The sequence below is a fragment of the Enterococcus sp. AZ109 genome, assembly GCF_051714625.1.
In the GTDB taxonomy this organism is placed as follows: Bacteria; Bacillota; Bacilli; order Lactobacillales; family Enterococcaceae; genus Enterococcus_A.
The window spans coordinates 78,146-101,256 of record NZ_JBIOSF010000002.1 but is presented as its reverse complement, the minus strand read 5'-3'; the positions used below and the strand labels follow the sequence as shown (position 1 = coordinate 101,256).

General features: G+C 40.6%; 25 protein-coding genes. 2 read left to right on the top strand and 23 right to left on the bottom strand.

The features are described 5' to 3' along the window. Window positions 1–41: 41 nt before the first annotated feature. The 9 genes from IGI42_RS17060 to IGI42_RS17020 form a co-directional block, all read right to left on the bottom strand. Window positions 42–302, bottom strand: a complete 261-nt coding sequence (locus IGI42_RS17060; RefSeq protein WP_438717173.1) for a hypothetical protein — start codon at window positions 300–302, stop codon at window positions 42–44. Window positions 303–1,025: 723 nt separating this feature from the next. After that, entirely contained in the window at window positions 1,026–1,955 is a 930-nt protein-coding gene (locus IGI42_RS17055; protein ID WP_438717172.1) for a nucleoside hydrolase, read from the bottom strand. Beyond that, entirely contained in the window at window positions 1,936–2,748 is an 813-nt protein-coding gene (locus IGI42_RS17050; RefSeq protein ID WP_438717171.1) for an energy-coupling factor ABC transporter ATP-binding protein, read from the bottom strand. Before IGI42_RS17050 ends, IGI42_RS17055 begins: the two co-directional genes overlap by 20 nt. A gap of 2 nt (window positions 2,749–2,750) precedes the next feature. Further along, complete coding sequence (locus IGI42_RS17045; protein WP_438717170.1) at window positions 2,751–3,584, bottom strand: energy-coupling factor ABC transporter ATP-binding protein; 834 nt, start codon at window positions 3,582–3,584, stop codon at window positions 2,751–2,753. Then, window positions 3,584–4,321, bottom strand: coding sequence for an energy-coupling factor transporter transmembrane component T family protein (locus IGI42_RS17040; RefSeq protein ID WP_438717169.1), 738 nt, complete (start codon window positions 4,319–4,321; stop codon window positions 3,584–3,586). The genes IGI42_RS17045 and IGI42_RS17040 overlap by 1 nt, the downstream gene beginning before the upstream one ends. Continuing rightward, the gene (locus IGI42_RS17035) at window positions 4,314–4,922 is read right to left on the bottom strand and encodes an ECF transporter S component (protein ID WP_438717168.1); all 609 of its coding nucleotides are present in this window, start codon (window positions 4,920–4,922) and stop codon (window positions 4,314–4,316) included. The genes IGI42_RS17040 and IGI42_RS17035 overlap by 8 nt, the downstream gene beginning before the upstream one ends. A 194-nt stretch (window positions 4,923–5,116) precedes the next feature. Then, entirely contained in the window at window positions 5,117–5,818 is a 702-nt protein-coding gene (locus IGI42_RS17030) for a Crp/Fnr family transcriptional regulator (protein ID WP_438717167.1), read from the bottom strand. Between the two features lie 191 nt (window positions 5,819–6,009). After that, window positions 6,010–8,097 carry an FtsX-like permease family protein gene (locus IGI42_RS17025; protein WP_438717166.1) on the bottom strand — a complete coding sequence of 696 codons (2,088 nt, stop codon included), beginning with the start codon at window positions 8,095–8,097 and terminating at the stop codon, window positions 6,010–6,012. Beyond that, the gene (locus tag IGI42_RS17020; RefSeq protein ID WP_438717165.1) at window positions 8,084–8,842 is read right to left on the bottom strand and encodes an ABC transporter ATP-binding protein; all 759 of its coding nucleotides are present in this window, start codon (window positions 8,840–8,842) and stop codon (window positions 8,084–8,086) included. The genes IGI42_RS17025 and IGI42_RS17020 overlap by 14 nt, the downstream gene beginning before the upstream one ends. 410 nt (window positions 8,843–9,252) lie before the next feature. On the opposite strand from IGI42_RS17020, the gene IGI42_RS17015 reads away from it, so the two are divergent. Then, window positions 9,253–10,344: a GHKL domain-containing protein gene (locus IGI42_RS17015; RefSeq protein WP_438717164.1), complete on the top strand. Its 1,092-nt coding sequence runs from the start codon at window positions 9,253–9,255 to the stop codon at window positions 10,342–10,344. A 191-nt stretch (window positions 10,345–10,535) separates the two neighbouring features. Here the strand turns inward: IGI42_RS17015 and IGI42_RS17010 are convergent, their stop codons facing one another. The 5 genes from IGI42_RS17010 to IGI42_RS16990 all read right to left on the bottom strand — a co-directional run bounded on the left by IGI42_RS17010 (window position 10,536) and on the right by IGI42_RS16990 (window position 14,618). After that, window positions 10,536–11,786: an NAD(P)H-dependent oxidoreductase gene (locus IGI42_RS17010; RefSeq protein WP_438717163.1), complete on the bottom strand. Its 1,251-nt coding sequence runs from the start codon at window positions 11,784–11,786 to the stop codon at window positions 10,536–10,538. A gap of 239 nt (window positions 11,787–12,025) precedes the next feature. After that, window positions 12,026–12,466 (bottom strand): PTS sugar transporter subunit IIA, encoded by a 441-nt coding sequence (locus IGI42_RS17005; protein WP_438717162.1) that lies wholly within the window; start codon window positions 12,464–12,466, stop codon window positions 12,026–12,028. 83 nt (window positions 12,467–12,549) lie between these two features. After that, the gene (locus tag IGI42_RS17000; RefSeq protein ID WP_438717161.1) at window positions 12,550–13,068 is read right to left on the bottom strand and encodes a YjbQ family protein; all 519 of its coding nucleotides are present in this window, start codon (window positions 13,066–13,068) and stop codon (window positions 12,550–12,552) included. Next, window positions 13,068–13,769, bottom strand: coding sequence for a triose-phosphate isomerase (locus tag IGI42_RS16995; protein WP_438717160.1), 702 nt, complete (start codon window positions 13,767–13,769; stop codon window positions 13,068–13,070). Before IGI42_RS16995 ends, IGI42_RS17000 begins: the two co-directional genes overlap by 1 nt. Window positions 13,770–13,784: 15 nt before the next feature. Beyond that, window positions 13,785–14,618: a class II fructose-bisphosphate aldolase gene (locus IGI42_RS16990; protein ID WP_438717159.1), complete on the bottom strand. Its 834-nt coding sequence runs from the start codon at window positions 14,616–14,618 to the stop codon at window positions 13,785–13,787. Between the two features lie 162 nt (window positions 14,619–14,780). On the opposite strand from IGI42_RS16990, the gene IGI42_RS16985 reads away from it, so the two are divergent. Continuing rightward, window positions 14,781–15,701, top strand: coding sequence for a sugar-binding transcriptional regulator (locus IGI42_RS16985; protein ID WP_438717158.1), 921 nt, complete (start codon window positions 14,781–14,783; stop codon window positions 15,699–15,701). A 143-nt stretch (window positions 15,702–15,844) separates the two neighbouring features. Here IGI42_RS16985 and IGI42_RS16980 read toward each other — a convergent pair whose 3' ends face one another. The 9 genes from IGI42_RS16980 to IGI42_RS16940 form a co-directional block, all read right to left on the bottom strand. Next, window positions 15,845–17,665 (bottom strand): glycerophosphodiester phosphodiesterase family protein, encoded by a 1,821-nt coding sequence (locus tag IGI42_RS16980; protein WP_438717157.1) that lies wholly within the window; start codon window positions 17,663–17,665, stop codon window positions 15,845–15,847. 200 nt (window positions 17,666–17,865) lie between these two features. After that, entirely contained in the window at window positions 17,866–18,291 is a 426-nt protein-coding gene (spx, locus tag IGI42_RS16975; RefSeq protein WP_438717156.1) for a transcriptional regulator Spx, read from the bottom strand. 388 nt (window positions 18,292–18,679) lie between these two features. Further along, on the bottom strand, window positions 18,680–18,841 hold the full coding sequence (locus IGI42_RS16970; RefSeq protein ID WP_438718318.1) for a cyclophilin-like fold protein: 162 nt from the start codon (window positions 18,839–18,841) through the stop codon (window positions 18,680–18,682). A 255-nt stretch (window positions 18,842–19,096) separates the two neighbouring features. Further along, window positions 19,097–19,480 (bottom strand): MerR family transcriptional regulator, encoded by a 384-nt coding sequence (locus IGI42_RS16965; protein ID WP_438717155.1) that lies wholly within the window; start codon window positions 19,478–19,480, stop codon window positions 19,097–19,099. Between the two features lie 15 nt (window positions 19,481–19,495). Further along, complete coding sequence (locus IGI42_RS16960) at window positions 19,496–20,224, bottom strand: carboxymuconolactone decarboxylase family protein (protein ID WP_438718317.1); 729 nt, start codon at window positions 20,222–20,224, stop codon at window positions 19,496–19,498. Between the two features lie 205 nt (window positions 20,225–20,429). Further along, entirely contained in the window at window positions 20,430–20,582 is a 153-nt protein-coding gene (locus IGI42_RS16955) for a hypothetical protein (protein ID WP_438717154.1), read from the bottom strand. 17 nt (window positions 20,583–20,599) lie between these two features. Then, window positions 20,600–21,493 (bottom strand): LysR family transcriptional regulator, encoded by an 894-nt coding sequence (locus IGI42_RS16950; RefSeq protein ID WP_438717153.1) that lies wholly within the window; start codon window positions 21,491–21,493, stop codon window positions 20,600–20,602. A gap of 229 nt (window positions 21,494–21,722) precedes the next feature. After that, window positions 21,723–22,025 carry a hypothetical protein gene (locus tag IGI42_RS16945; protein WP_438717152.1) on the bottom strand — a complete coding sequence of 101 codons (303 nt, stop codon included), beginning with the start codon at window positions 22,023–22,025 and terminating at the stop codon, window positions 21,723–21,725. 144 nt (window positions 22,026–22,169) lie between these two features. Then, complete coding sequence (locus IGI42_RS16940) at window positions 22,170–23,015, bottom strand: SDR family oxidoreductase (RefSeq protein WP_438717151.1); 846 nt, start codon at window positions 23,013–23,015, stop codon at window positions 22,170–22,172. Window positions 23,016–23,111 lie beyond the last annotated feature (96 nt).

Here is a 23,111-nt window from a genome sequence, read left to right as displayed (position 1 = left end):
TCTGATATTACTTGAAATAAGAATCATATCTGATGTGGCAGCTACAACTCATTTTTTACCTTATTTACAACTCTTTGAAAAGTAGTAAAGCCACATCCGTTCACAAAATATTTGGGAATCACAATATCGAATTCCTCTTTAATATCCAAAAAGACTAACGCAACCTCCCTGGTAGAAAAAGAAAGCTCCGTTCCAAAAAAGTTCTCATCCCAATAATCAATGCAATCATTCAGGTCAAATGACGTCCGAGTCTTGAATATTTCTACTAATTTATCCTCAATTTGTACCTCTTTACTCATCATTATCATTTCTCCTTACTAGTAATTCTTTTTAGCCATGACTAAAATAATTAGATTACACTTGAGAAAGTTCGGCGATTTATCAACTATCGAGCCAAAAACCACTATCTTTACGATTAAGTACCTGTGTATATATACAATTATAGACTGCTAATTCCTCTGTATACAAACTTAGATTTTAACGATCGGTAAATACATTAAATTAATTTAGGAATATTAAAAAAATTGAATAATAGAGTTGTCCTGATTATTGTTGCCACCTCGTCCGGTCAGATAAACAGTATTGCCTTGCTTTTCAATTATTCATGGGACATCCAAGTTTTCTGAAGTTCCTACTGTATCTGGGTCAAGTCATCTGGCGTACAATCTGCTAAAAAAAAGTTTTCTCGGAACTGAGAATCAGTATTCTTTTCATTGGCAGTCCTCCTGTTCTTTTTTTAATCATTTTCTTATTCTTTTTCTAAAGTACCATCTAAAAAAAGAACTTGTAAAAAAATATGCCTACTCCTAAAATCTCGACACAACAAAAAAGCTGAATATAAGCAGCCATTTACCTAAATTCAGCGGAGAACCCCTTATTTAGTTAGTTGACAGAATGCTGTTCAGATGAAAATCGGAAATTGGACCGATCCTTTTGATCAGGTGTCCACAGATATCCATCGTACAAGCTCAAAACAAAAAAACTTCACACAACCCATCTATCTGAGGCTGCATGAAGTAACATCTTTATTTATTATCCAATATTTCCAACGATTGAATAAGCAGCTGGACAAAAGCTTCTCTGTTCACCTCATCCAAAACAAAAGTATTTTTAACCATCGTTACGTTTGTCCTTTTATCTGCAAACGTTAAGCCTCTAGCCAATCCATCATCAGTAATGACTTCGACTGTGTGCGGCGCTCCTTCAAACATATCTGGCTGTAAGATATAAGCTACAGCACATAGGTCATGAATCGGACTATTTACGAAACCAAATTGACGTCCGGAATGATTATAAAAACTCAGCAATTCATAAGCTAGATTTGAAACCTTCCCTTTGCCTTTTAAGCGCTGAATTTCTTCAACCGTAATTTCCGCTTTTTCCGTTACATCTAAGCCAGACATTACAATTGGCAGACCGGAACGAAAAACGATTTGAGCAGCTTCAGGATCGACATAGATATTAAACTCTGCTAAAGGAGTGATATTTCCATGAGTTATCCCTCCACCCATCAAGCTAATATATTCAATCTTCTCGCGTATATCTGGGAATGTTTTCAGCATCAAGGCGATATTGGTTAATGGTCCTAAGCAAACCAGAATCACTTTTTCAGAAGCTGCCGAAATAGTTTTGTACATATAATGAAGAAAACTTTCCTTCACTAATGGATAGGTATTTTCCCCAAAGTACGGTCCATCCATACCAGAATCCCCGTGTGCTTCTGCTGCTGTACTCAAAGGTTTGACCAAAGGACCTTCTTCGCCTTTTACTAAAGGAATCTCAGCATTAACGAAGGCTAAGACATTTTGGGCATTTTTGGTTACCTTTTCTAACGTTTGATTACCGCCAATTGTCGAAACTCCCAATATTGAAAGTTGCTCTGGATGGGCAATCGAAGTTAATAGCGCCAGCGCATCATCATGACCCGGATCACAGTCAATCCATAATTGTTTCATATTGTTTTACCTCCATTAAATCCCGAATAGTCATGACTCCTTGATGTCCCAGCAGCTTAGCCAGCTGACAAATATAAGGCTGTTTCAAATGACTAAAGGCTAATAGTTCTTCATCCCAGAAGATTTCCTTGGGCGTCCCTTCTCGCCGTTTTTGTTTTTCCGCAAATACAATTACTTGCGAAAACTCGGAAACGACAAATTCCATATCGTGGGTAATAGTAATCACCGTTTTTCTCTCATTCGTTAACTGCTTAATTATTCCTCCCAGCAATTCAGTCGATTGACGATCCTGACCAGCAGTAGGTTCATCTAGAATGACTACCTTGGGATCAGTAGCAATGACCGCTGCTATCGTGATAAATTTCCGCTTGGAATAAGGCAGATTATAGGGATGCTCCTGCAAAGCCTTTTCTAACCCACATAACTTGGCGGCTGCTTGAACCTTTTCCTCGATCTCATTTTTTGACAACTTCTGACTTTTCGGACCAAAAGCGATTTCGTTGTAGATCGTGTCTTGGAAGATTTGGTCGTCGGGATTTTGAAAGACATAGCCCACATAGCGGGACATTTTAGCGGTAGTTAACTTGTCGGTTTTCTCACCGTCTAATAAAACTTCGCCACTGGTTGGTCTTAGCAACCCATTCATCAGTTTAACAGTCGTGGTTTTCCCAGCACCATTTTGACCAATAATAGCGACTGCTTCTCCCAACTCAAAATCAAGATTAATTTTTTGAACAGCTTCAAATCCATTTGGATAAGTGAAGCTGACATCTTTTAATGATAGATAAGCCATCGCTACTCACTTCCTTTCAATAATGAAAAAGCTTCAGCTACAGTTAGCGGAACTTTTCCTTGATTCCCAAATGCCTGAAGGAAATACAAGGTAACTTGCGGCAGTTGCCCACCGTATTGCACCACTTTTTCATCGGTTAATATTTCGGTAGTTTTACCCTTCATCACCAGTTCGCCAGCACTCATAACTAAAATCTCATCACAGTATTCGGCTAACAAATCCACTTTATGTTCGACTAGGAAAATAGTCTTGCCAGCTTTTTTTAAGTGCTTCACAATTTTGAAGATGTCTTCAGTGCTTTTCGGGTCCAGCTGAGAAGTTGGTTCATCCAAAATAATGATCTCCGGATCAAGTGCCACAATTGACGCCAAAGCTACCCGTTGTTTTTGACCGCCTGATAATTCAAAAGGATTTTTGTCCTTCAGATCGTCTAATTGAAACAGCTGGATTAATTCATCAACTCGTTGGATCATTTTCTCCCGTGGAACACCTAAGTTCTCCATGCCATAAGCAATTTCTTCGCTAACCGTCTCCTTCACCCCGGAAATCTGGGTAAAAGGATTTTGGAAAGAGTAGCCGATATGGGCTGCCAATTCGCCGATGTTGTACTCCGAAATCGACTTGCCATTAAATAGAACATCACCAGATAACGTTCCTTTATATAACTCAGGTATGAACCCCCGCATGATGTTGCACAACGTTGTCTTACCGGATTCATTTCCGCCGATAACACCATAAACCTTTCCAGCTTCTAAATCTAAGCTGACGTTTTTAATCACAGGTTCTGTTTCTAACGGATAGGTATATTGAATATTTTTCAGTGACAGAATACTCATTAGCGATTCCTCCAGACTAAGTAAGAAATAAAGAGCACAATACATCCAGCCGCAATCAAATAATCCCATTTACTTTTTTTAATAGCATAGATCGAGGTCTTTTTAATCGTAGAAGAAAATCCGCGAGACTCCAGCGTCAACACCCGTTCTTCTGTTTGTTGAATAGAAGACAGAACCAGCGGACCCATCATGGGAATGAAGGCTTTCACTCGAATCATCAGAGAGCCCTCTGTTTCGATCCCCCGCGATTTTTGTGCATCACTAATAGTTTGCGACAATTTAGACATCTGAGGTACCAATTGAATCGTCGATGAAATGACGAAGGTCACCTTCTTGGAAACTTTAGCTAACTCTAAGGCATGAATGATATCCTTCACACTGGTTGTTTGGAAAAACCAGATAATGCTGGAACTGATGGCTATAATCCGTGAAGACATGTCAATACTGGTAGCCAATCCCATCTCAGAAAAACTGATAAAGCCCCAAATCGGCTGCGAATCAGGATTCTTGATGATAAACACTTGAATCACAAAGATGAAAACCACAATCAAGGCGATTGATTTTAAAAACACCTTCAAAAATTGACCGAGAGTGTTTGACAGTAAGCTCAATATCAAGATTACTGCAAACAGTCCTAACTGGAACCGATAGTCAGGCGTAAACATACTTAATAGAATCATCACAACAACTAACAAAAATTTGGTTGATGGATACAGTCTGCCGATAAAGCTATCCATGGCTCAACACTCCCTTCTTGATGTACTGTTCCCCATAATTTAGTTTCACTAAGAAGCGATTAGGAATGCGGCGAACAATCAACCAGCTGATTGCCAAGTTCAACACGGTATTAACGGTTCCCGATATAAGATTGGTAGACAGCACTGAATTCCACAATTCACGTCCTGTTGCTAAAAAGACCGCTGTTACCAGATCAGTTCCCGCCCCCGTGACACCACCAAACAAAAAGACGGTGACTATCGCTGCGGTAAAGGCTGAAACAATCGTTAAAATAAACACCGCAATCAGCAGCCCAATAATATTCGTGTACATTTTCCAGCGAGAGAAAAAGCCCGAGACAAATCCGATGCTCATGGAAACAAAGCCAAAAGCAATCGCAATCGGATTAAGCATCCCGCTCACCACATTGCCTAAAAGTCCGGTTAATAAACCGATCCACGGTCCGGCAATCATAGATACTAGCATGGTTCCGATTTGATCAATAAATACCGGCAATTTCAAGATCGTTGATAACTGATAACCAACTACATTTAGCGAAACGCCGACGGGAATGAGTAAAAGTGCCAAAAGTGAAAAATCGTATTTCAAACCTCTCTTCATTTACTGTACCTCCTGCAAATTTGTAAGATGCTCGTGTGTTGTCCTAACAAGAATGCTGATCAGAAAAAGCGCTATCATTCTTTTTAGGACTGGAGACTTTCTATACTCTTAAAATACAAGGCTTTCACTGAAAACGAAAGGTCATCTGTCCGTTAAAAAAGAAGCATCATAAAAAATTGATGCTTCCTCGTCTCTTAGTGATTTAGTTGGTCCACCAGTTTTTGATAATGCACTGCGTCGATAAACACACTGCGATTATAGCTGATAATTTCGCCTGATTCCTTCAGTTTCTTGATACTTCTTCCTACTGTCCGAACACTGATTCCTAACTCGAAGGCGATATCTTGATATTGCTTCTGCACTTCTACCGCCAATTCATCGGAAGCATGCTCTTCATAATACTTAATCAAGTAATGCCTTACCCGATCAACACCTTGGAAACGATACAGCAGCCCTTCATTGCCTGAAGTCCGATACAAATCTTCAGCTAATAAAACCGTACAACGCCGCAACAATTCTTGGTTCTCCATAATTTCCTTGTACAGCAAATAGGAAGGAACTTTTATCATCACGACATCTGTTAAGCATGTAACCGTGGAAATATACATTTCCTTTCGCGCCAGTACTTCCAGCAATCCCAGATTCCCATTGGTATGATCCACCTGAAAATAGATATACTCGTTCCCGTCTTCGTAGTTTCTTTTCCCTACACCAATGCCTTCCTTAATAAAATAAACATCTGACGGAAAATCGCCACCCAAAACGATCACGGAACCTGCTTTGTAGTTCAACTCTTGCCCGTTCCGTTGCAAAAAATCGGTAATAACTGAGGCATTGAAGCTGGTCTCTTCTGAATAGATATCCCAATATTTTCTCAAGTTGTTTTGTTTATTCATCATTTTCTCCTACGAACATCAAAGTTCTTTACCCCTCCAATGATAGCCATCATAAAACAAGTTCGTCTTTTTAAAATGCATCTCGAAAAAAAACATCGCTTCTCCTTCAAATATCGTTTGCTACAATAATACAAGCTGACCGCTGTTAAGACAAGAGCGTCTCAACTGCAGCCAGCTTGATTTTTCTTCTATTATATTTTTAGAATCCTCAGCATCTTCTTGAAGGATACACGATACAGAATGAAGATGTATACACATACCGCTGCAAATATCAGCAAATCATACCTATAGGCAATCATTTCTGCAGGTGAGAACAGACCATCGTTGACTACGAAAATCAAGAACATCATAAACAGCATCCCTACTCCGCCGATCACGGTTGGGTAAACAAAGATCTTCCTCAGCTGTGAGTTCACGGTGCGGCGAATGTATTTGTTATTGGCCCCCAGCTTGGTTAAATCTTCAAAGAGTTGTTTGTTGTTGATGGCAATCGTAATACTACGGGTGTAAGCAATAATGCCGACAGCTGCTAGACAAATGATCGCAACATAGATAAACAGCAGGAAGAACACTGCCATATCCCGTAAAAAGTTTTGCTTCATGATGGTTTTGATACTCGGATAATATTTCCAATAATTCCGTAGGTCGGGATTACTGGTATCAAGCTCCATCACGATATCCCCATCATAATGCTCACCAGCAAGCTGCGCCTGTTCCGATTGATAGGCATCATAGGTAGTCGTTCGCGCCATTTCTGCCGGTGCCTTAGCGATGAATTCGCTAAAAACTTCTTGGGCAAAGACCTGCTCAGCCTCGGATTCCTCCACATTGAACATTAGTTGTTTTACTTGGTGATCCTCTGAAATATCCGCTGTAAAAGCCTCAAAATCCGCGTCGTTCAGCACATAGCGATTAGTGGCTAAATGGAACAGCTCTTTATCATCCAGTGTTCCGGCAAAGCTTAACTTGAAGGTTTCATCTGTGGCTGGATTAGTGACCTGATCCATATCATCGAACTTGGTCCACGTATCCTCAGGACCATTTACAAAGATGTAATAGCTTCCTTGTGGTACAGTCAGCTGTTTGCCGGTAATTCGTTGATACTCAGAAGCACTGATGAACTCAGCGTATTCATGTTTTTCTTGGTATTCTTCCACCAATTTCCCACTATCCGTCCAATCCCGTTCAATCCCGCTGCCCAGCAACTCAGCAAAATCGACTTCCATATAATCGGTTGTCTTCACGTCATGCTTAGCTGCGAGATTCTCAATATCCTCTTGGTTCAATTCATCGATGGTCGCCGGATAAACTAATGAATAATCCACTGAGCTGTCATCAATCTGCCAGTAGCTGGTGGCAGACATCGGTACATAGAACAAAGCGAACATGCTTGCTAAAACTAATAAAGCCATGACGCACATATTGCGGACCGTTTGTTTCCCTTGGGATTTCATCATGCTGTAAGGAATAATGTTTTTGTAGTACTTTTGTGGCCGTTTCCCCCGTTCATGGTGGGAAATCAAATACGTCACCAGACGATAAATCCCCACAATTGAGATCAGGTAAGTGACATTCCATAGGCCAGGCATGTTGATTTTGAAGGCACTCGCGGCCATAAATGGTACAACATAGCCCAGCAGTATCCCCAAGACGGTCATAATCAACCCGGTTAAACCGTAAGCTCGCGTCACCTCTTGGATCGGTTCGTTTTTCCGCTGTTCATTTAAGATGTCCATCAGATTGCTGCGTTTCATAAAGATATACGCCATCACAAAGATACAAAGACCTAGGACTACGGCAAACAGCAAGCCCACTAGCGTACCGGTGATGGAAAATTGATAGGGCATCTGGCTGGTATCAATCACCAGCACACGGAACAATTGCCAAATGATCACGGAAGCAATATTTCCCAGAACTAACGCAACCAAGGTACAGGCTGCCCAGATTTTTGCCAACTCTTTATAGAAAGTCTTGGTCAAAACTCTTTTAGAAGCTCCCAGCGCTAGGAAAACGCCGGTTTCGCGACTTTTATATTTGAAAAACAAGCCGGTGGCATAAATGGCAAACATCAGACAGCCAATTAAGGCAATCGCGAAAATCATATTGACTTGTTTACGAGAATCGCCGCCTGGCGGCAAGACCGTTAAGATCGTCGGACTAAAAAGCATTGCTGAAAATGAAGTAATCAAAAAGACCGCAAAGGCGATACAAAAGATCAGCTGAACATAGTTGCCGCGATTGTAACGTCGCAGCTTATTGAAGATTTTATCCAAGTTCATGGCCGACGCCCCCATTCAGCTCTTTCAACACCAGCAGAAGCTCATCGTGAAATACCGTTGGACGACCAGAACGAACCATTTCTTTGAAAATATGCCCGTCCTTCATAACAATTACTCGATCACAATAACTGGCTGAGAAACTATCGTGAGTAACCATACAGATAGTTGCTCCTAATTCCTCTTTCGCCTCGGAAAAAGCATTGATAACTGCTGCACCGGACTTACTGTCCAAATTCCCTGTCGGTTCATCCGCCAAAATCAGCAATGGATTGTTCATTAACGCCCGTGCAACCGCCGTACGCTGTTTTTGACCACCAGATATTTCTACTGGGTATTTGTCACCAACTTCGCTAATCCCAAACATGGTTAACAGTTTCTTCGCACGCGCTTCCATTTTCTTGTAAGGTGCATTTTTAATAATCTTCGGCAGACAAATATTTTCAAAAATCGTCAAGCCATCCAATAACATAAAGTCTTGAAAGACGAAGCCCAGTTTTTCATTACGAACTTCAGCCATCTGCTCTTCTTTCAGCGCTGCGATCTTCGTACCATTTAATAAAATTTCTCCTTTTTCATAAGGAATGAAGCAAGAGATACAGTTCAACAGTGTGGTTTTTCCACTACCAGATGACCCCATAATTCCGACAAATTCCCCTTTACGAATGGTAAATGAAACATCTTTCAATACATCATAAGTGACATTCCCGCTTTGGTAACTTTTGTACAAATGATTTACCTGTAACATACTTAACTCCTCCTCATTTTTCATTTCCCTTTCCTTAATGATAGAAGAGTTTGCATATTTAAAACAGACATCGAGATGTAAAGTTTGACCCATTTTTTGTAAAGTTTTGTTAACGCTTTATGATAGAATAAAAAGAAACGGCTGAGTAGCCTATTTCTAGTCGAACACTGGTAGTCTGTCCTGCGGAAAAGTCGCCTGTGCCAAACTAATAGGGGAGTAACTTTATGAGTACTGCAAGAATCATTTCTGTATATGTAATTTGCCTAATTTCAATCATACCTGCCTATTTCCTTTATCAAACAATTTTGTGCTTTGCATCTGTTAGAGAAAGCCGGGTGCTTAAGCTGGTCAGTTGGATTATGATTTATTTCATTATAGCGACGGTGATCTATCCCTAAGACCAGCACAATGTGTTGATCGTTTGGATCCTTTTTATTCTAACCATGTTGCTGGGGTTCAAGGGAGTTCTTCAACGTAAACTGGCCGCCGTTTTTATTCTGCTGCCATTAGTCATCTCGACTAATTTTTTATTTGAAGAGATTGGTTATTACCTGTTTAGTCTTACCGAAAAGACTGAACTGATAGATATTGGTCTCCATACCTTTTTTTGTCTTTTGAAAATCCCGTTATGGTATGATATTCTTCGTCTGTTCCAAAAAAGGATTCCCGGTGCTAAGAAATTTATGCAGCCAACAATGTGGGCGATCATTAACCTTGTCTCACTAGGTCCGCTGATTGGGATGATTTTTATTCTCATTTTTTCACCAGATAACCATCTTTTGATCTTTCCAGCAACGCTGGCGATTGCGCTAACCAGCATTGGGATTCAGTTTTTAGCCGGCTATTTGACTGAATCGGTCAAAAAAGAGCAAGAGAATCAGAAGCTCAAGCTGCAGGAAGATTACTATTTAGAGTTGGAGAAAAATCAGTTGGAAGTCCGCAAGCTGAAGCATGATCTGAACAATCATTTGAGTGTTGTAGGCAATTATTTGGAAGACGATCACGTAGCCGAAGCCAAGAACTACTTCACCGGCCTTACTAACGTTTATGCCAATCAAACCCGCACCTTCAGCAAAAATCCGCTGGTAAACAATGTGCTGAACGCAAAATATGAACTAGCTCAGCAAAATGATATCGATTGCTTATTCAACATCGATGTCAGTGATTGGGTGGGAATCGATGACATCAGTTTATGCACGATTTTGGCGAATACTTTAGATAATGCCATTGAAGCTGCTGCTAAAATTCCCGAAATCGATCAGCGGAAATTATCGGTGAAGGCTCGTTATTATAAAAAATATTTTAGCTATGAGATTGCCAATTCCACCGAAGAACAACTGGTAACCAATGATGGAAAAGTTTTAACTACTAAACCTGATAAAAAGAACCACGGCTTTGGCTTAGCCAATGTACAGGAAATCGTCGAAAAATATGAGGGCACGATGAAAATCAAACAATCCGATGATGAATTTGTGTTGTTGATCGTGATTGCAGATGTTTAGAAGTTCCCTCGTCTAAATTAATAGCGGCATTAGCAATGATACTCTTCCTATTAAAGCCATTTGCTCAGCTAAATAAAAATTCCTCACTAGATGCAGCGAACATCTAGTGAGGAATTTTCTTTACTATTATACAAGAGGAATTGTAACAACATTTTTTCAATCACCAATTGCTAGGCTGGTTATCACCTGCTCTATTTTGCGAAGGTTGAATCTTGTAGTTTTCTTAAGCGATAAACGGTTGTCGATTCATCAATTTCGATGTCGTCATAAGTCAAGAATGTCCCGTCTTTGATATCCCGTTTGGCAACGGATGATCCGCCAACTAAACCGATTGGCACATGGTTATTCTTATCTAAATCAGCATGGGTTTCTAAGACACCTCGCACACAGAAACCACCGATTCCGTCGATTTTTTCACCTTGTTTAATGTCTTTTTTAGCAACCGCAACGGTTTCGGAAATTGGCGCTCCTAAAGGTACAATCGCGTGATCATGATTCAACACGGCTTTAGCGATGGTGATAGGTGTTTCTAAGCTAGCTAAGTGATAAGGACGGTAAAGAATGTGATGATCGCGATCACCGGTCTTCATTAGGTAGCTTAATTCGTGGCGCACACCTTCGTTTTGACCTTTGACGATAACGAATACGCCTGGAGCCAAACCATCAACATATTCAACCACGCCATATTTATCTAACACGCCGCCATTTTCTTTTAAATCTAAATCCTTAATGACAGAATCAACATCCCCACTGATTCCGTGCATCCCCACTTTGTCAGGAATAAAACCGATAGCATTTGATAATAGGTTCATTTCTGCCATCGTTTTAGTGCCATCTTGGAAAGCTGCCAACATGTGACTGGACATCTGTTTTGCATCTGCTTCAGCTTGAGCAGTATCAGGATTTGCACCAACTCGTAATTTATTATTCTTGCCTTTACCAGCAACTAGGACTTCCATTCCCATACTTTTCGCGAATTCGAATAATTCGGTAGTTGCTGCTGGCTCATCACCGTCTGATCCCGTGTAGATCAAGTTGGCTGAATCATACATTTTCTTCATCAATGGTCCAATGGTGATATCTACTTCGACATTAAGTAAGACGATGTGTTTTTTAGCTAGTAATGTCTCAAGGGAAATTTGAGCACCGACTTCAGGGACACCCGTTGCGTCAACGACAACTTCCACTTTGTCGGAATGAATAATTTCTTTAAAATCGGAGCTAACTAAGATATCCACCTGTTTGTCTGCGCTTGCATTATAAGCATCTGCTCCACGCTGGGCAGCTTCTTTGTTGATATCACTAATTCCGGTTACCGCCATCCCTGGTATGGTAGAAATTTGGGCGATCATCCCAAACCCCATTTGACCGGCACCAATAACTCCTACTTTGATTGGTTGGTTATTTGCTTCTCTTTCCAATAGTTTTCCATATAACGTCATATTAAGTTCCTCCTCTTTTCGTAACATATGTTCCGTAATTTACCATATGTTATATACACCTTTAGTATAGCACTGCCTAGATGATTGTCAACGCACTAGAAAGGGTTTTCTAGGGATCAAATGTGAAACTTTCCAGCAGTTGATTATCATATGTTAATCTGCTGTGGAAAAATAACGTCAGCCAAAATAAAAAACATCCCAAAAATTGCAAGGATGTTTCAACAAATTACCGTGGTCAATTATCCAACACTCATCAAGCTTTTTATTTGAGCTGCATCGTCAGCGGACATAATTCGTTGAACCGCTTCCTTGTCAGTAATCAAACTCAGAACTTTTTGAATCGTGGTTAGCTGTTGCGCTGCCTGACTAATTCCCAAAAAGAAAATTACTTCAGCAAGGACAGATTCCCCTTTCATCATATGGGTAAACTCAATTGGATTGGTAAGTCGTACAACGGCAATAAATGGTTTTAGAATAAATGCCATCTCAGTATGAGGAATAGCCGTAGCAAGCGCCTCCGTTTTTAAACCGGTGGGATATTCTTGCTCCCGTTGTATTAATCCAGCAAAATAGTCTGCTTTAGCATACCCATCCTTCACCATTTTTTTACTTACGTAGTCAAAAAGTTCTTCTTGGTTCTTCACATCTATGTCTAAATAAACGAATATTTCCGCCTGCAAACACTTTCACCCCTGTCTAATCAACTACTAAAGAAGCAAACCAATCTGTTTCCAAATCGTACTTGCTTCCTTAATCTATAGCCTTATTCTCCCATGATCATCAAATTGCACGTGCGTGTGCGTTCACGATTTTGATCCCAATCAACAAAATACAGGTAGCCGACTGAACCGATCAATGGTTCACCGTCTTTAATAATCACCGTTTCACTGGCTCCAAACAATGATCCTTTAATATGAGCATCGGCATTGAGAATGGAGACTGGATCTGGCAAGTAATTAGGATCTTTAGCTGCTAGGTCTTTTAAAAATTCTACATGAGCAGGTCCCGGATATAAATAATCCGATTCCGTATACTGGCGGGGTATCAATTTATCCAAGATACGGTTTTGGTCCACCTGCAGGAATTCGTCCCCTTTCCAATCTTTATCGTGGACGTATTCTTCAAAGATTACAGAACAAGTGGTATGTGGGGTGGTAATTGCACACATACCATCTTGCACACCTGAGTTTTTGATGGCTTTTCTTAATTGCAACGTGATATCTAAGTAAGTCACTTTTCCTGCTTGGGTTTTTAGTGATAATTGGTCATGTTTTACACTCATTATTGGTTTCCTCTTTCCGTATAAGCTTTCATTAATGCGTCAATCATATCTATTAGCATGTCGGCAGGAGAATCAGCGTTGGTGATCCCACTGGTACAACCCGTGCCGTCAGCGCCTAATTCGATGGTGCGGTAGACATCCTCTGGTGTGCTGATTCCTGCGGCTTGCATCACTAAGATGTTCTCATCGATTTCCTTGATGGCTTGGTTGGTTTGCTGGATGTAGCTGCTGTCGCTCGTTTGGCCGGTACCAATCAATTCGGTCGGCTCGCATAAGATTGCGTCGGCTCCCATAATTGCGACAGCCCGTGCTTCGTCGATAGAATCGGCACAAACGATGGTCTTGATGCCCAATTCCTTCCCTCGTTTCATCGCCTTAGATAGATCCGCAACAGTCATGGGACGTTCTGCATGGTTTAAAAATACCGCCCGTGCGCCAGCATGATACACTGATTCTGGTAATACATGCCCAATGCCTCTTCCTGGTTTGATCCCATCGATATGCTGCGCAGTGACAATGATATTCTCTGTCTCGTTCTTTACCGGGGCGATATCGGCAAACGGAACTGTCACCAGTACGCTGCACTCTGGATACTTTGCGGCCATCTGATCCGCTACTTTAGCTAGTTTTACTAGTTCTTCACCATATAAATAAGATTTCGGATTGAATACGAAAAATGGTTTTTTTATCTCAACAGTCATGGGTACATACTCCTTCTAAACACTTTTTGTCTGGAAAACTTCGTAGCAAGTCTTCAATACTTCCGCCATTGCTTCGTTTGATAATTGTTTCATTTCAAGATAGTCCTGTGGGTTTCCGTCTTTATTTTTCTGGTAAGCTGCATTCAAAAAGTCAGTAAAAATATTGATTTTAGCTATTCCACTGATGGCGCAACGAGTTAAGTTTTCATTCCCTGAGGAAGAGCCGCCGTGCAATACCAAGGGAACTTCGGTCATTTGACGAATTTCTTGTAATCGCTCAAAGTTCAATACAGGTGTTCCTTTGTAAGCACCGTGAGCTGTTCCGATGGAGATCGCTAAGGAATCTACATTCGTTTGGTCTAGGAAAGTTTGAACATCTTTGACTTCGGTGTAGATTGAGTCGGTAGTTTCGTGGTTTTCATAATTCGTCCCGGCGCCCACATGCCCTAGCTCGGCTTCGACGGTCACATCTTTTTCATGGGCATATGCCACGACTTCTTTAGTGATTTTGATATTATTTTCTAAACTTTCTTTAGACGCATCGATCATAACTGAGGTAAAGCCTAGATCAATTGCTCGTTTGATGAACGCGAAATCTTCTCCGTGATCCAAGTGCAAAACGACTGGCACTGATACTTTGTCTGCTAAGTATTTTCCGATTAGTGCGGCTTCTTCTAAAGAAATCAAGTCTTTATGGGCTTGAGCAAAAGGCAGCATCAACGGTTTTTTCACTTCTTCTGCTACTGTTACAAAGGTTCTGGCAGAATCCAGATCAATAAAATTTGTAGCAGGTACGGCATAATTTTCCTCGCGGGCTTTTAATAACATTTCTTTTGAATTCACTAACATAGTGTACATCTCCTGTTTTTTACATTTGTAAATTAGTATTTACTTTTGTAAAAATTGTAGTAGGATAATAGCAAGAAGTCAATCTAATCTGGTGATACCATATGGGAAACTTTTAACAGAAGCGGAACATATGTCACAGAATGTAACAAAGGAGAGGTAAAAATGTTAGATCGAGAAGCTTTAATGCTGCAGGCGGCGCTGCTTTATTATGAAGATGAAATCACTCAAAGTGAGATTGCCAAATTACTGAATATTTCCAGACCAACCGTCGCCTCTTTACTCCATGAAGCCAAGGAAAAAGGAATTGTCAAAATTACCATCCAACACAATGAGCTGGGCTTGCTTAAGCTGCAGGAGAAATTGAAGGAAAATTATCACTTGCAAAATGTTCGGATCGCCTCTCGGACACAAAAAGACTTGAAAGTTGCAGCTGGAAAATTGTGTGTCGAGCTGGTCGAGCCACTCTTAAGTTCGATTGAAAAGCTGGGGATCGGTTGGGGATCAACCTTATTCGAGTATGTCCAGCAAGCGAACCTCTTGGACTTGCATCAGTTGAAAATCATTCCTTTGATCGGTGGAATTGGTCTTTCTGAAGTCCGGATCAACTCCAATCATTTAGCTTTTGTTTTATCTGAAAAATATCATGCGGAGGTTTCGTATTTCTACGCACCAGCAATTGCCGATACGTTAGCCGTAAAAAGTGCATTGATGGAAACAAGCTTAGTGAAAGAAATCCTCGATGAAGGAAAGCAAGTCGATTTTGCTATTTTAGGGGTGAGTGATCCCGTTCGCTCTTCCACCTACAAAAAATTGAAATATATTTCGCAGGAAGAAGCAGAATTATTGAAAAGCCAACAAGCCATTGGCGATATCGGGAGCACTATTTTCGATAGCCAAGGTAAGCCGCTGACTAAAGGCTTCTCGCAACGTCTTTTAGGCATTGAATTGGAAGATATTAAGAACATCCCGCGAGTCTTGATCACAGCTACTGGAAAAGAAAAAGCTGAAAGTGTGAAGACTTTGTTGGATATGAACTTCATTACTGATTTGGTTGTTGATGAAGAGATTGCGGAAGTATTGTAAGTGGAACTTGTCTATGGCTTTTGTTGGATAGTTTATAAATAGAGAAGAATTCCCTACTTACAATGTTCAGTTAAGTAGGGAGTTTGTTGAATCTTTAGTAATACAAAAAACAGCTTAGAATAGGTGCTAAGCTGTTTTCGTTTCTATCCATATTTTTTGGGACCTGTTTTTGCTGTGATAAAATCGACGCCTAATTTTTCGGCATTTTTCCATTCTTTTTTTGGAATTGTCCAAGCGTTTACTTCTAAGCCATAAGTTTGTGCTTGTGTAACAAGATCAACTTTGGAAACTATATTGTCATAGCGTATATCTAAGCCGGCGTTAGTTCCCAAATTGTAAACATCTGCTATCAATTGCTCATTTAAATCTTCACTTAATAGCTGCACATGGATATTAGGTAGTCGTCTTTTGATTTCCTGAAGGTGCGGGTAATCAAAGGCAATCACCATGCCGCTTTCTGAAAAGCCATAATAATCAATCAAGTAGGCTAAGCTATCATAATCAGCTGCGGTCATATCAGTCGGTTTCAAATCGATTACTGGTGTTTTTTGCAGAGATTGTACAGCTGCTAAATAATCCTCAAATGTAGGGATGACTAACTGTGCCTGATCGTAAGCCTCTACGTTCTTACCATGATCAATTCGCATCGTTTGGATTTCGCCTAAGGTCAAATCCTTCACCATGCCACTGCCATTAGTCATTCGATCTACCGTTTCATCGTGCATAATCACCCATTGGCGATCCTTAGTCATCCTAGCATCGGCTTCGATTCCCCAAGTAGTTGCCTGTTGGAAAGCGGGAATAGAATTTTCAGGCGCCACTTGGCTATTCCCTCGATGGCTGACATATAAGATATCTTCGCTTTTTTCGCTAACTTCTAGATTATCTGCCGGAATATACCCTTCCGTTGTTTTGAATATTTTCTGCTCATCGTTGTAGACAATGCCTTCAACTCTAAACGTAGAATTCCGTTCAAGATGACTCGCACCTTCTGTCAAACTTCGATTTTGATAACTGGTAGCCTCTTCCAAAACACGCACACGTTTAGGTGAAGTCAAATTAATTTCAGCTTTGTTCAGCTCACTTTTAGCAGACAAGCCGTTCTTAGCGGTCAAAAGTGCCTCAGATGTATAAACACCATTTTGAAAGTCGAAATCTTCATAATCCATGCGAATGGTGTATGTTGTGGCATCCTGCTGCTTCGCTTTGTATGTTTTAAGGTCACTTTTATCTTCTTTTGACCAGACAGGAACCTCCAGCTTATCAACCTCAGCGACACTATCAACCTGAACGGTTACGTCGAATTGGCCTTTATCGGTTCTTGAAGCATCTAGGTTGGCTGAAATTGTTGGTTGGGTAACCTCAAACTCTCCAAAGTCTAGTTCGTCATAGCTTCCATCCGCTTCAGTAATTAAGATACGAACCTGATAACGTCCAGCAATCTTATGTTCGTTTATGGGCACGTCTGCCTGCCAAGTCCGAAGTTCTGGGTCAAAACTAGCAGCATATACTTTAAGATCTGCTTGATCTTTGGCGCCCCATACAACAAATTCTACTTCTTCAGCAGCACCCGTATAAGTCAGATCGGTCATCATGTGATAAGTTGTTTGCTTCTTATCGATGTTAATCAGCCGGAAAATGGGTCGGTTATTTAGTTGTTTTGTGACAGTTAAGTTCTTTTGATAAAATTGATTGGTGAAACTTTCAACATACTGACTGTTTACCCAACTGTCATCCTGTTTGTTTTTCTTTAGATTATCTGTAGATAGATAAGCAGGAAAGTTTTCTCTTGAATACAAAGAATTTTGAATGATTTCAGAATTAGTCACCGGCGCATGTGCTCGAGTACTTTTCAATGTTAATAGCATCACTAAAAAAAGTACAAGGCCGCCGATTCTCATGATTTTTAAAATTTTTAATTTACTCATGTTAAAAGTATAAGGATAATTTTGTGTTTTGTCCATTTTTCTAAGAAAATCTACGACAAACAAAAGAAGTACAGCGTAAATAGTTATGTTCGTTTACTAATACGATGAAAAGCGAATAAATACATGCTTTTTTGAACTGAAACCTCTATCGGATGCACAAGATATATGGTGGTAAACAAGCAAAAGTCCTACTCCTTATTTTTATAAGAGTAAGACTTTTGCTTGTTTACAATAAGTTAAACTAATTCTTGCTGTCTCAGTTCGTAATACATTAATTGCTGCGCTTTTTCCTTAGCGTCAAAACGGCGAAGCTTCCTTGGGATGAACTGATGGATATCCTCTTCGTTGTAACCAACTTGCAATCGTTTATCGTCTAAAATGATTGGTCGTCGCAACAACCCTGGATTTTCTTCGATCAATGCAACAAGTTCATTAAAGGACAATTCGTCGAGATCAACATCTATTTTTTCATATACTTTTGAGCGAGTAGAAATAATTTCTTCGGTTCCAGTTTCAGTTAATGAAATAATTTCTTTGATTTCATTTTTGGTTAGTGGTTCAGAAAAAATATTTCGTTCCTCAAAGCTTAGTCCAGATTCTTTCAACCACGCTTTAGCCTTTCTGCAGGAAGTACAGCTTGGAGAAGTATATAATTTAATCATTTGATATCAACCTTTCTGTTTTATCATGTGTGATAGCAGTTGCTATTTGCTGAAATCAATTTACTCCATTTTTTTATGTTTGTTAAATAATTTGATTCGAAAATCCATTTATTTTCGCATTTTTTTCTAGCTAATTCTTTTTTTATAACTCAATAATAATAGTTGTCTAGTGAAAAGACGGTCAAAAACATAGTGTTAACAAGGGAAATTTCGATTCATTGATCATTGGTCTATTCCAATTAATAACACTCGAATAATGGTCAACTAGAAGGATCATTTTTTTCTGTTTTGCAGAAAAAGTTGATTGTTATTTTATTCACAGAAAAAAGCCCTCATTCTACAATGAACAAGTGCTTTTTTGGAAGTACTTTATGGAAAAAGTGAAACACTAATTTACTAAATCAATGGTCATTTCTATTGAGTCATCTATATTCTCAAAACCAGACAAGTTGGAAGTAATCTCTCCTAGTTTGATTAAGCCTCCTAGACTGGAGTGCTGTTCGCCGTTATAAAAAACGGCAAAGGACTGACCTGACGGGTAGTAGCAAATATCTCCGTTGCGTCTAAGTGGTCAAAGATTTTTTTCACTAACGCTTGAATCGCTGAAACGTCCGTCACATCTAGAAATTTGCGGAAAAAGGTATCAGGATATTCTTCTATTAAATGTTAGACGTTTGAGTCGTTGCGGACGTTACCAATGACGGTTTCGTCTTTGGCTAGTAATTGTTTGGTTAATTCGTAACCGAAGCCACTGCTGACGCCGGTAATTAAATAAGTTTTAGACATATTGTTATCGCTTCTTTCTTTAGCCGGCTAATAGATCATCCGTCGACGTACTTTCTAAGGCTTCAATATTGGTTACTCGCAAATCCAAAGCATGAATCGATGCTTCCAGCTCCTGCATTTTTTCCTGCATCAGCTGACGTTGTTCTAACAGGATTTCTTTTCGTTGGGTAATCGTATCGTCCCCGCCGGTGTTAAAAAGTTGAATATACTTGATGCTGGCCTCAATCGATAAGCCACTGCTGCGCATTTCTTTGGCGAAGGTTAACCAGCAGAGGTCTGCTTCAGTAAAATCGCGAATGCCGTTGTTGCGGCGATTGACTGGCGGGATCATTCCCACTTTTTCGTAATAGCGAATGGTATCGGCTGACAGGCCCAGTTTTTGACTAGCTTCTTTGATATTCATCGAATCTTCCTTTCGTTACTTGCTGGCAGTGTTGACACAGTTTAAGGCATTTAGGCTTCTCGGATAGCCGATAAAGGGCAAGATCTGAGAGATAATATCGATCAAATATTGCTTATCATTGCCGATACGCATGTTGATGCCGGCATGAGAAGTCAGCTGGGGTTCGCACCCGCCTTGAGCGGCTAAGAAACAAAAGGTAATTATTTCCCGCTGTTTGTGATCCAAACCGGTACGGGTATAATAGTCGCCAAAGCAATTGTCTACCAGCCATTTGTTAATATGCTGGGATTCTTTGGGACCAGAGGTGGCAAAATCTTTCATCTGTTCACCGATGATCGCTACTTGAACTTCTTCACCTTTTTCTAAGCGATTCTCAGTTGTGGTAGTGGCCTGCCCTTCTAAGGGCAACGGAATACCTTTGGCTTCAAAAATTTCGTTCACTGCCTTTAGGAACGGGAATACCCGACCGATGCCAAGATAAGCGACACTTTGATAAACGACTTCTTTAATTTCAATCGGGGTAACACCCAAATTCATCGCAGCTGGCACCATTGCTCTAAATTCATCAATCCCCTGCTGGCCTAAAAGAGCGGATAGAATGGCGATCATTCTAGTTTGGTCGTCTAGGTTGACCTGCTGGATCACCTCATCAAAGGCGAAATTATCAAAGCGTTCAATAAATTCAGGATCGGTTCTTAGGAAATCTGAAACGTACCCGGGAAACATTTTTTCGTGGAAATCCATCGCCTGTTGCGTTAGCGTCATTCTATTTATCCCCATTTCTGTTGTTCTTCTCTACATGATTCATTCTACGCAGATTGGACTTACAGAACAATTTGGGTTGCTAATCTCATGGATAAGTTTTGCTAATGTAAAAAAACTCGGCTGAAGTTTTGGCTTCAACCGAGGGTTTTCACAGTTCGTATGATGTTATTGAGAGCACTATGACCTATTTCTTGTTTAGCTTTTCGTTTACTTCTTCCACGCTGTATAGTTTCAGTAAGCGGGACACTTCACCGCGAATGTTGAAGTGCATAGCTTCAGTGGCGTGTAGATTTTTCAATGCTAGTTCTAAGTAGTTTAGAAAGTCTTTGGTTTCCATCCATAATACCTCCTCACCTATTCTTCTCCATCAAACAATTTCTTCAACACATTGGCAAACTCTTCTATATAATAGTTGGTTCGCTCCTTGCGCCAAAACGCACAATAATTGCGGATCAAGGCTTTGCCGTTTTTGGTCAGGGGCAGCCGCTTCACGGAAATTGCTGGTGCGGGCAATGTTCCGGCAACTTCAATCGGCAAAAAGCCACGATTGCCAATCACCATCATTCGCCCCTCTTCTAGGCTTTCTGCAAAAAGAAACGTACCGTCAAAGCCCAACGTGTTGCGGTAAAAATCTTCTTCAAAGGCCTGCTGCTCGGGACTAGCAATCAAAATACAGGGAATCCCCTTCAGCGCTTGAATATCAATCGCATCCTGCTGACTCAAAGGATTTCGGGCAGAAAGTTCAATCTGAACTTCCGGCTGAACCAGTTCAAAGTTTACATATTCATCGGAAAAGGCCCGCCGCTGATCGCTCAAAACCACATCCACCGTATTTTGCCGCAGCTCTTGATACAGCTCTTCATGGGTGCCGTTAACGATATTAATGGAAACTTCGGGATAAGTCATGGAAAATTCCGCAATCGCCTGGTGCAATTCCTGCCCACTGTAGACACGCAGATACCCTAGGTTCAGCTGGGTTTCTTCATCTACACCGATCCGTTTGGTTTCTGTCACCAGCTCATCGATTTGCGCCAGCATTTGCTTGGCTTCACGATAAAAATATTCACCTGCCGGAGTCAAAGTAAATTTACGGTGTTGCCGATGCAGCAATTCCACCCCCAGCTCCTCTTCCAAGGCCTGAATCTGTTGGGAAATAGCCGACTGGGACACAAACGATTCCGCTGCGGCTTCGGTAAAGCTGTTTTTTTCTACCACGGTCACAAAATAATTCATCTGCTTAAAAAGCATCTTCTTCACCACCACAACTTATTACCTCAAGTAAAACAAACTTCATTGGAAAAAGCAATCGTGGGTTTTTACAGACAAGAAAAGGGAACTGACTATACTCCAGCTCCCGCCATCCTTTTTTCAATACCCCTCCATATCGCTTTGTCTGTTCCAACGTTTTAGCTTGGGTCAGCTAACAACGGCAAACAGTCATTGTCAATTGTGCGGACAAACAATTGTTTAACAGGATTCATATATTTTTAAGTATGTGTATGACAGTAACAAAAAAGATAACTAAACAATTAATTGTCATATCGATGATGTTTTCAAAATGCCTTGTGTGATTTTTCAAAAACAAACCAGGATCAGCAGAAGAGAAATTAGAGCGATATTTGATAGGGACAAAATTTGCTAAAAGTATTCCTATGATCATAAGATAGAGCGGCCAATTTGACAGACTGCGCTCCCTTACTATAACTGTAGTTAGTGAGATCCCGAAAATTGAAAATTGAATAATCTTTACAATAAGAATTTTTTTCAACTCTTTACTCATGGTCTATCCTCCTCTAATAAAATTTGAAAACTAATTACCAGTGATTATTATGTTTTTGATTGTAAACGTTTTTCAACGGACTTTCAATCAAAGTTCTTTGAAGAAAGCCCCGCTCCAGCATTAACTGAAGCGAGGCTATTTCCATTATTTAGACAACTTGGGCGACAAATCACCATACCAGTAAGATGCCGTAACTCCAGCATCCATCAAGAAATCACTGCCGGAGATAAATGAACCACGGTCACTCATTAACAATTCTGCTACGTTAGCTACCTCATCGGCGGTTCCTGCCCGGCCAACGGGTGAGCCGTCGATCATACGACGATAGCCTTCACCACGAGGTCCGTTTAGTTCATCATTGGCTAATGGTGTGATGATGATACCAGGGCTGATGGAATTGATTCGCGCGCCTCGTTTGCCCCATTTAGTTGCTTCTGACATTACTCGCAGGACGTTGCAGCGTTTAGATAATTGGTAAGCATGCAGGGTGTCTTTGACGTTTTCGGCTTGCAGCATTTCAAGATTCAGTAATTCTTCTGTTGGCGTGGTTGCCAGCAGTTCGCTTTCTTCTTCAGACAAAGAGCCTAACCGGTGGCCGGATTGAGAAGAAATTGTTACAGCTGATCCGCCTTCAGCGATGACTTGACCAAATTCTTCTAATAAAACGGCCGTACCGTATAAGTCTACTTTTAAGATCGCTTCGATGGGTGCTTGAGATGGTGAAACGCCAGCGCCATTGATAACTCCAGTAATTTCGCCAAAGCTTTGCGCTTCTTTAATTAAGGCTTGAATAGATTCACGAGAAGAAATATCGACCGTCGCAGCAGTTGTTTCAAAGCCTGCGTTGTATAAATCCTCCGCCACCCGTTCAGCATTTTCCATTGATAAATCGGCAACGACTAAATACTTGCCTGCACCAACTCGGCGGGCGAGCGCAACACCAATTAGTCCGGCACCAGTTAATACAACAACATCTTTATTTTTACTCATTTTGAATTCCTCCAATAATTTCTATCTGTCACCTATTCTAAGCTTTTTAGCCGCTGGAACAATTTCGATTGCTAATCGGTTGGATAAGTTAGACTA

Coding starts and splice junctions, on each gene's coding strand:
- IGI42_RS16990 (WP_438717159.1), bottom strand. CDS start 14,618: ATGTTAGTGAATTCAAAAGAAATGTTATTAAAAGCCCGCGAGGAAAAT.
- IGI42_RS16965 (WP_438717155.1), bottom strand. CDS start 19,480: ATGAATATCAAAGAAGCTAGTCAAAAACTGGGCCTGTCAGCCGATACC.
- IGI42_RS17030 (WP_438717167.1), bottom strand. CDS start 5,818: ATGAATAAACAAAACAACTTGAGAAAATATTGGGATATCTATTCAGAA.
- IGI42_RS17045 (WP_438717170.1), bottom strand. CDS start 3,584: ATGAGTATTCTGTCACTGAAAAATATTCAATATACCTATCCGTTAGAA.
- IGI42_RS17025 (WP_438717166.1), bottom strand. CDS start 8,097: ATGAACTTGGATAAAATCTTCAATAAGCTGCGACGTTACAATCGCGGC.
- IGI42_RS17040 (WP_438717169.1), bottom strand. CDS start 4,321: ATGGATAGCTTTATCGGCAGACTGTATCCATCAACCAAATTTTTGTTA.
- IGI42_RS16980 (WP_438717157.1), bottom strand. CDS start 17,665: ATGGACAAAACACAAAATTATCCTTATACTTTTAACATGAGTAAATTA.
- IGI42_RS16960 (WP_438718317.1), bottom strand. CDS start 20,224: ATGGATTTCCACGAAAAAATGTTTCCCGGGTACGTTTCAGATTTCCTA.
- IGI42_RS17060 (WP_438717173.1), bottom strand. CDS start 302: ATGATGAGTAAAGAGGTACAAATTGAGGATAAATTAGTAGAAATATTC.
- spx (WP_438717156.1), bottom strand. CDS start 18,291: ATGATTAAATTATATACTTCTCCAAGCTGTACTTCCTGCAGAAAGGCT.
- IGI42_RS16940 (WP_438717151.1), bottom strand. CDS start 23,015: ATGAGTAAAAATAAAGATGTTGTTGTATTAACTGGTGCCGGACTAATT.
- IGI42_RS16985 (WP_438717158.1), top strand. CDS start 14,781: ATGTTAGATCGAGAAGCTTTAATGCTGCAGGCGGCGCTGCTTTATTAT.
- IGI42_RS16995 (WP_438717160.1), bottom strand. CDS start 13,769: ATGACTGTTGAGATAAAAAAACCATTTTTCGTATTCAATCCGAAATCT.
- IGI42_RS16945 (WP_438717152.1), bottom strand. CDS start 22,025: ATGAGTAAAGAGTTGAAAAAAATTCTTATTGTAAAGATTATTCAATTT.
- IGI42_RS17010 (WP_438717163.1), bottom strand. CDS start 11,786: ATGACGTTATATGGAAAACTATTGGAAAGAGAAGCAAATAACCAACCA.
- IGI42_RS16955 (WP_438717154.1), bottom strand. CDS start 20,582: ATGGAAACCAAAGACTTTCTAAACTACTTAGAACTAGCATTGAAAAAT.
- IGI42_RS17020 (WP_438717165.1), bottom strand. CDS start 8,842: ATGTTACAGGTAAATCATTTGTACAAAAGTTACCAAAGCGGGAATGTC.
- IGI42_RS17035 (WP_438717168.1), bottom strand. CDS start 4,922: ATGAAGAGAGGTTTGAAATACGATTTTTCACTTTTGGCACTTTTACTC.
- IGI42_RS17050 (WP_438717171.1), bottom strand. CDS start 2,748: ATGGCTTATCTATCATTAAAAGATGTCAGCTTCACTTATCCAAATGGA.
- IGI42_RS17000 (WP_438717161.1), bottom strand. CDS start 13,068: ATGAGTGTAAAACATGACCAATTATCACTAAAAACCCAAGCAGGAAAA.
- IGI42_RS17055 (WP_438717172.1), bottom strand. CDS start 1,955: ATGAAACAATTATGGATTGACTGTGATCCGGGTCATGATGATGCGCTG.
- IGI42_RS16950 (WP_438717153.1), bottom strand. CDS start 21,493: ATGCTTTTTAAGCAGATGAATTATTTTGTGACCGTGGTAGAAAAAAAC.